The organism is Streptomyces toyocaensis, assembly GCF_000725125.1.
GTDB lineage: Bacteria > Actinomycetota > Actinomycetes > Streptomycetales > Streptomycetaceae > Streptomyces > Streptomyces toyocaensis.
In genome coordinates this window covers 109560-116254 of record NZ_JFCB01000024.1, presented here as the reverse complement: position 1 = coordinate 116254, position 6695 = coordinate 109560, and the positions used below count along the sequence as shown (strand labels likewise).

The following is a 6695-nucleotide window of genomic DNA, read 5'->3' as shown; positions in this document are numbered from 1 at the left end:
GGCACGAAGGGCGGCCGGACGTCCCGTGGCGGGGGCTCCGGCGGCGCACGTCCGTGACCGGACGGGCGCCCGGCCCTCGGGCCGCTCCCGGCCCCCGGGGGCCGGGCGGCGGGAGCGGCCTGGCCCCCGGGGGAACCGTCAGCCCTGCCGCCGCAGCAGCAGTCGCAGCAGGTCCGCGTTGTGCGCACGGCGGACCCGGGCGACGAGGAGGAGCGGCACGAGCAGGACGAGCGGGGTCGCCGCGTGCGCGCCGTCGAACACCGTCATCTGCACGACGAACGCGCCCACCATCAACGCGGCCAGTCCCGTCGCCGCCGCCGACTGCAGCACCGGCACCAACAGCCCGATGGCGCCCGCGAGTTCGAGTACACCGATGACGTACATGCCGGCGCTGCCCCAGCCCATCTCGTCAAAGGGCTCGAGGGCGGAGGAGTGCGCGATCAGCTTGGGCAGCGCGCTCGCGACCGCGAAGAACAGGGCGAGCAGCACCTGCAGCCCGCGCAGCGCGAGACGGGCACGCCGCCCGCGGGAGGACGCGGACGCGGACGCGGACGCGGCGGCAGAGGATGCGTCGGTCGTGGCGCGGGGAGTGGTCTGCGACATCGGGATCTCCTGAGGAAGCGGTCCGTGCTGCTGTCACAGGAAGAGACCGCCCCTTGCCCGTGAACTCATCGCTCCCCGACGGGGATTCCTCACTCAGTGGCCGGCCGTCGGAACCGCTCTCACCCACATTCCGTCCTCCGTCAGGTAGTGGTCCACCTTCAACCCCGCCTCCCCGAGCGCCTCCTCGAACTGCTGCCTCGTCAGTGGGCGGGAGCGGAAGGTCTGGGTCCAGACCGCGTCCGGGAACACGTACTCGGCGCGCACCGAGTCCACCCCGTCGCCGAGCGGCTCCGCGGACACGATCCGCACGGTGAAGCCGGCCGGGTCGACCCGCTCACGCGGCACATCGCTGTGGTAGTCCGCGCCCTCCCGCTGGATCAGCACGCAACCGCCCTGCGCCAGATGCCGTACACAGGTGCGCAGCATGCCTCGCCGCACGTCGGCGTCCCCCGCGTGCACCAGGAAGGAGGCGAGGAGCACCACGTCGAACGTCTCGCCGGCGTCGAGCTCCTCTATGGGGGCGCATATCGTCCGCGCCCCGCGCACCCGCTCCAGCATCTCCGCGGACTCGTCCACCGCCGTGACGTCGAAGCCGCGCTCCAGCAGCGCGTGGGTCACACGCCCCACACCGCTGCCCAGCTCCAGCACCCGGGCCCCGGCCGGCACCGCGGCGGCGATGACGTCCGGCTCCTCTCCCACCGGCAGGCGCGAGTAGAGCTCCACCGCACAGCCGTCCGGGGTGATCGCCCCGGGGCCCGTCCCCTCGTACCCCTCACGCATTCTCAGCTCCATGTCCGTCCAACGGACCGCGTCCGTACGCCCGTTCCCACCCTCCGCTGATTCACCCGTCCGAGTGAGCGCCGGTGCCCGGCCGGGCGGTGAGGCGCCCGTTTCCGGGGCACCCGGACCGGGCGGGCCGCAGGCCGGGCGCGGAACGGTGGTGAGGGACGATGCGTACGGGCAGTGAACCGGTGACCGCGCGCAGTGCTCTGCGGATGCGGTTCTGGCTGAGCGTGTGGGGCGTGCTCTGGACGGTGGCCGGGACGGTGGGGTTCGCCCTCGCCGGGTACCCCGGCTGGGCGCTGGCGTGCGGGGTGCTGTGGCTGCTCGTCACGGTCGACCTGGTCGTCGTCCTCCGGCACATCCGCCAGGGTCCGCACTACCAGCCGGGGCCCGATGTCCCTCCGTACCGGCCGCCGGGATGAGCGGCCCCGGCGCGGATCCGGCAGGGGTCCGTCAGCCGTCGAAGCGGGCCGCCTTCAGGTACTCCGGGTTCGGGTCCAGTGCCGCCGCCAGCCGGAAGTGGCGCTTGGCCGGATGGGGGCGGCCCTGCCGCTGGTAGGTGCGGGCGAGCGCGAAGTGGGCGAAGGCGTTGTCCGGCTCGCGCTCCAGGACGAGGGAGAATTCCAGCTCGGCGGGCCGCAGCTGGGCCGCGGCGAAGAAGGCGCGGGCACGCAGCAGGCGTGCGGCCGTGTTCTCGGGGTGGACGTCGATCACACCGTCGAGCAGCTTGACCGCGCCCCGCGGGTCCCGGGAGGCGAGCAGGTGCTCGGCGGCACGGAAGTCGATGACATGCGTCTCCGGCGTACGTCCGGACGGACCACTGGTCTCGGGCACGGCGGAATCCTTCCCTCGCTGGACGGGTTCAACGCCCCGTCCCGCGTCCGCTATTCCTGAGGGGGCTGCCGGGGCGTGCGCGCGCGGCGGACGAGCCCGGACCACAGGTCCTTGACCCGTTGTTCCAGCTCGCCGAGGGGGACGTCGTTGTCGATGACGATGTCCGCGATCGCCCGGCGCTGCTCGCGGGTCGCCTGGGCGGCCATCCGCGCCCGTGCGTCCTCCTCGGTCATGCCGCGCCGGCCCACGAGCCGGCCGAGCTGGGTCTCGGGGCTCGCGTCCACGACGATCACCAGGTCGTACAGGGGAGCGAGACCGTTCTCCGTGAGGAGGGGGACGTCGTGGACGACGACGGCGTCCTCGGCCGCGGCCTCCTCCAGTTCGCGGGAGCGGGCGCCCACCAGGGGGTGGACGATGGAGTTCAGGACGGACCGTTTCTCGGCGTCGGCGAAGACGACGGAGCCGAGCTTCGGCCGGTCCAGACTGCCGTCCGCGGTGAGGACCTCCTCGCCGAAGGCCTCCACGACAGCGGCGAGGCCGGGGGTGCCGGGTTCGACGACCTCGCGCGCGATGCGGTCCGCGTCGATCAGCACGGCCCCGCACTCGACGAGCAGCCGCGACACCTCGCTCTTGCCGGCGCCGATACCGCCGGTCAGGCCCACTGTCAGCATGACCAGCAGCCTAGGCCCTGCCGTCGGCACCCGGTCCGGGGGGCGTCAGTTCTCGCCCTCCCGCTCCGCCAGGAAGCGCTCGAACTCGAGCCCGATCTCGTCCGCGGAGGGGATCTCCACGGGCTCCGCGAGCATGTTGCCCCGGCTCTCCGCGCCCGCGGCGGCGTCGTACTGGTGCTCGAGGCCCTGGACGAGGGCGGTGAGCTCGTCGTCGCCCTCCCGGATCTGGCGGTCGATCTCGGTCTGGGTGCGGTGCGCGTCGGTGCGCAGCGAGTGCGCGACACCGGGCAGCACCAGGCCGGTGGCGGCCGTGATGGTCTCCAGGGCGGTCAGTGCCGCGTCCGGGTACGGGGAGCGGGCGATGTAGTGCGGCACGTGGGCCGCCACGCCCAGGACGTCGTGCCCGGCCTGCATGAGCCGGTACTCGACGAGGGCTTCGGCGCTGCCGGGCACCTGCGCCTCGTCGAAGGGGCTGTTGCTCGCGGGGACGAGGTCGGTGCGGTTGCCGTGCGGGGTGATGCCCACGGGGCGGGTGTGCGGGACGCCCATGGGAATGCCGTGGAAGTTCACCGACAGGCGTACGCCCAGCCGCTCCACGATCTGCTGGACGGCCGCGGCGAAGCGCTCCCACTCGACGTCCGGCTCCGGCCCGGAGAGCAGCAGGAAGGGCGCCCCGGTGGCGTCCTGGACGAGGTGCACCTCGATGGCGGGCACCTCGTAGTCGGTCCAGCGGTCGCGGGTGAAGGTCAGCAGCGGGCGCCGGGCCCGGTAGTCGACGAGCCGGTCGTGGTCGAACCGGGCCACGACCTGGTGGGGCAGCGAGTCGAGCAGCCGGTCCACGATCTGGTCCCCGGTCTCGCCCGCGTCGATGTATCCGTCGAAGTGGTAGAGCATGACAAGTCCGGCCGACTCCTGGGCCAGCGCCATGTCGACGACGCCGAGCCCCTTCGGCTCCCATGCGTACAAACCCTGCGGATCAAGCACAGTGACCGCTCCTCCTCGTGTTCGTACACCACAACGTGGCACGCGACACCGGCATTCCCCGGCCTGGGAGGACCGCACGCACCGAGGGGCCGCACCCAGAAGGTGCGGCCCCTCGGTCAACGGCTGTGCGTCAGCTCAGAGCGTTCAGCTCTGACCGCCCGCCAGCTTCTCGCGCAGAGCGGCGAGCGCCTCGTCCGAGGCCAGCGCGCCGGACTGGTCGCCACCCTCGGAGGAGTACGAACCGCCACCGGACGCGGCCGGAGCGGCGGCCTCGCCACCCTCGGCGGCGGCCTTCTCGTCCGCCTCGCGGGACTTGATGACCTGCGCCTGGTGCTGCTCGAAGCGCTGCTGCGCCTCGGCGTACTGGGTCTCCCACGCCTCGCGCTGGGTCTCGTAGCCCTCGAGCCAGTCGTTGGTCTCGGGGTCGAAGCCCTCGGGGTAGATGTAGTTGCCCTGGTCGTCGTAGGACGCGGCCATGCCGTACAGGGTCGGGTCGAACTCGACCGTCGACGGGTCGGCGCCGAAGGCCTCGTTGGCCTGCTTCAGCGAGAGGCTGATGCGACGGCGCTCGAGGTCGATGTCGATGACCTTGACGAAGATCTCGTCGTTGACCTGGACGACCTGCTCCGGGATCTCCACGTGGCGCTCGGCCAGCTCGGAGATGTGGACCAGACCCTCGATGCCCTCGTCCACGCGGACGAACGCACCGAACGGAACCAGCTTCGTGACCTTGCCGGGCACGACCTGGCCGATCTGGTGGGTGCGGGCGAACTGCTGCCACGGGTCTTCCTGGGTCGCCTTCAGCGACAGGGAGACGCGCTCGCGGTCCATGTCGACGTCGAGGACCTCGACCGTGACCTCCTGGCCGACCTCGACGACCTCGGAGGGGTGGTCGATGTGCTTCCAGGACAGCTCGGAGACGTGGACCAGACCGTCGACGCCACCCAGGTCCACGAAGGCACCGAAGTTGACGATCGAGGAGACGACGCCGGACCGCACCTGCCCCTTCTGGAGGGTGGTGAGGAAGGTCTGGCGGACCTCGGACTGGGTCTGCTCGAGCCAGGCGCGGCGGGACAGGACCACGTTGTTGCGGTTCTTGTCCAGCTCGATGATCTTGGCCTCGAGCTCCTTGCCCACGTAGGGCTGGAGGTCGCGAACGCGACGCATCTCGACCAGGGAGGCCGGGAGGAAGCCACGGAGGCCGATGTCGAGGATGAGACCACCCTTGACGACCTCGATGACGGTACCGGTGACGATCCCGTCCTCTTCCTTGATCTTCTCGATGGTGCCCCAGGCACGCTCGTACTGGGCGCGCTTCTTCGAGAGGATCAGGCGGCCTTCCTTGTCCTCCTTCTGGAGAACAAGGGCTTCGATCTCGTCACCGACGGCGACGACCTCGTTGGGGTCGACGTCGTGCTTGATCGAGAGCTCACGGCTCGGGATCACGCCTTCGGTCTTGTAACCGATGTCGAGCAGGACCTCGTCCCGGTCGACCTTCACGATGACGCCGTCGACGATGTCGCCGTCGTTGAAGTACTTGATCGTCTCGTCGATCGCGGCGAGGAAGGCTTCCTCGTTACCGATGTCGTTGACCGCTACCTGCGGGGTGGTGGCGGTGGTCTCGGTGCTGCTCGTCATGTGGGAAAGGGCTCCGGTACGGACATTGAAGTCGTAGGTACTGCTACGCCGGAGCCCGTTTCGCTCTGCAGAAGCCGGACAGCCAAGGAAGCGCCCCACCGTTGAAGCAGTGATGGCGCCTCGAAAACCGAGGGGACATACAACAGATGCGAGCGCAGCCTGCTACGTCTGAGGTGCGCAGGCTCGCAGCGCAACTTGTAGCATACGGGGGCAGCCGGGCAGGGTCAATGCGCGAAGCCGCCCACCCGGGGCGGATCGCCGCATAACCGGCACAATTCCCGTCATCCGAGGCCACGCAAGGGCCAGGAACACCCTTCGGCGACACACCGGGGTCCGGCTGGACGGAAGAGTACGACGAGGGAGCCGATCATCCAAGAGTCCGAAGCGCCCGAACCGGAGGCGACCCGGCGGGAGGCCGGTGTCACGGAGAGTTCGCGCGCCAACCGGGGCTGGTGGGACCGCAACGCGGACGAGTACCAGACCGAGCACGGCACGTTCCTCGGCGACGACCGCTTCGTGTGGGGTCCCGAGGGTCTGGACGAGGTGGAGGCTGAGCTGCTCGGCCCGCCGGAGGAGCTGAAGGGGCGGGACGTCCTGGAACTGGGCGCCGGCGCCGCGCAGTGCTCCCGCTGGCTGGCCGCCCAGGGGGCGCGGCCGGTGGCCCTGGACATCTCGCACCGGCAGTTGCAGCACGCGCTGCGCATCGGCGGGCCGTTCCCCCTGGTGTGCGCCGACGCGGGCGCGCTGCCCTTCGCGGACGGCTCCTTCGACCTGGCCTGCTCGGCGTACGGGGCGCTGCCCTTCGTCGCCGACCCGCGGCTGGTGCTGCGGGAGGTGCGCCGGGTGCTGCGCCCGGGCGGCCGGCTCGTGTTCTCCGTGACGCACCCGATCCGCTGGGCGTTCCCCGACGAGCCGGGACCGGAGGGGCTGAGCGTCTCCGCGTCGTACTTCGACCGGACCCCCTACGTCGAGCAGGACGAGGAGGGCCGGGCGGTGTACGTGGAGCACCACCGGACGCTCGGGGACCGGGTCAGGGACGTCGTCGCCTCGGGTTTCCGGCTGGTGGACCTGGTGGAGCCGGAGTGGCCGGCCTGGAACACCTCCGAGTGGGGCGGCTGGTCCCCGCTGCGCGGGAACCTGATCCCGGGGACGGCGGTCTTCGTGTGCGTACGGGACTGAGCG

The 6695-nt window shown here is 71.2% G+C and carries 8 protein-coding genes; 2 read left to right on the top strand and 6 right to left on the bottom strand.

Annotated features, from left to right (window positions below; all coding sequences use genetic code 11):
• Positions 1-138: 138 nt before the first annotated feature.
• Both BU52_RS23550 and BU52_RS23545 read right to left on the bottom strand, forming a co-directional pair.
• Positions 139-603, bottom strand: coding sequence for a DoxX family protein (locus tag BU52_RS23550; protein ID WP_037937722.1), 465 nt, complete (start codon positions 601-603; stop codon positions 139-141).
• Positions 604-696: 93 nt separating this feature from the next.
• Positions 697-1383 (bottom strand): class I SAM-dependent methyltransferase, encoded by a 687-nt coding sequence (locus BU52_RS23545; protein ID WP_037937721.1) that lies wholly within the window; start codon positions 1381-1383, stop codon positions 697-699.
• A gap of 170 nt (positions 1384-1553) precedes the next feature.
• Here BU52_RS23545 and BU52_RS23540 point away from each other — a divergent pair, with 170 nt between their 5' ends.
• Positions 1554-1808: a DUF6343 family protein gene (locus tag BU52_RS23540; RefSeq protein ID WP_037937720.1), complete on the top strand. Its 255-nt coding sequence runs from the start codon at positions 1554-1556 to the stop codon at positions 1806-1808.
• Between the two features lie 31 nt (positions 1809-1839).
• Here BU52_RS23540 and BU52_RS23535 read toward each other — a convergent pair whose 3' ends face one another.
• From BU52_RS23535 to rpsA, 4 genes are all read right to left on the bottom strand, one after another.
• Positions 1840-2220 carry a tetratricopeptide repeat protein gene (locus tag BU52_RS23535; protein ID WP_037937719.1) on the bottom strand — a complete coding sequence of 127 codons (381 nt, stop codon included), beginning with the start codon at positions 2218-2220 and terminating at the stop codon, positions 1840-1842.
• A 50-nt stretch (positions 2221-2270) separates the two neighbouring features.
• Positions 2271-2891 (bottom strand): dephospho-CoA kinase, encoded by a 621-nt coding sequence (gene coaE / locus BU52_RS23530; RefSeq protein WP_037937716.1) that lies wholly within the window; start codon positions 2889-2891, stop codon positions 2271-2273.
• Positions 2892-2936: 45 nt separating this feature from the next.
• A complete protein-coding gene (locus tag BU52_RS23525; RefSeq protein WP_037937715.1) occupies positions 2937-3875 on the bottom strand; it encodes a PAC2 family protein in 939 nt (312 codons plus the stop codon).
• A gap of 144 nt (positions 3876-4019) precedes the next feature.
• Complete coding sequence (gene rpsA, locus BU52_RS23520) at positions 4020-5513, bottom strand: 30S ribosomal protein S1 (protein ID WP_037937712.1); 1494 nt, start codon at positions 5511-5513, stop codon at positions 4020-4022.
• Positions 5514-5879: 366 nt separating this feature from the next.
• Here rpsA and BU52_RS23515 point away from each other — a divergent pair, with 366 nt between their 5' ends.
• Positions 5880-6692, top strand: coding sequence for a class I SAM-dependent methyltransferase (locus tag BU52_RS23515; RefSeq protein WP_037937709.1), 813 nt, complete (start codon positions 5880-5882; stop codon positions 6690-6692).
• Positions 6693-6695 lie beyond the last annotated feature (3 nt).

Coding starts and splice junctions, on each gene's coding strand:
- coaE (WP_037937716.1), bottom strand. CDS start 2,891: ATGCTGACAGTGGGCCTGACCGGCGGTATCGGCGCCGGCAAGAGCGAG.
- BU52_RS23540 (WP_037937720.1), top strand. CDS start 1,554: ATGCGTACGGGCAGTGAACCGGTGACCGCGCGCAGTGCTCTGCGGATG.
- BU52_RS23545 (WP_037937721.1), bottom strand. CDS start 1,383: ATGCGTGAGGGGTACGAGGGGACGGGCCCCGGGGCGATCACCCCGGAC.
- rpsA (WP_037937712.1), bottom strand. CDS start 5,513: ATGACGAGCAGCACCGAGACCACCGCCACCACCCCGCAGGTAGCGGTC.
- BU52_RS23550 (WP_037937722.1), bottom strand. CDS start 603: ATGTCGCAGACCACTCCCCGCGCCACGACCGACGCATCCTCTGCCGCC.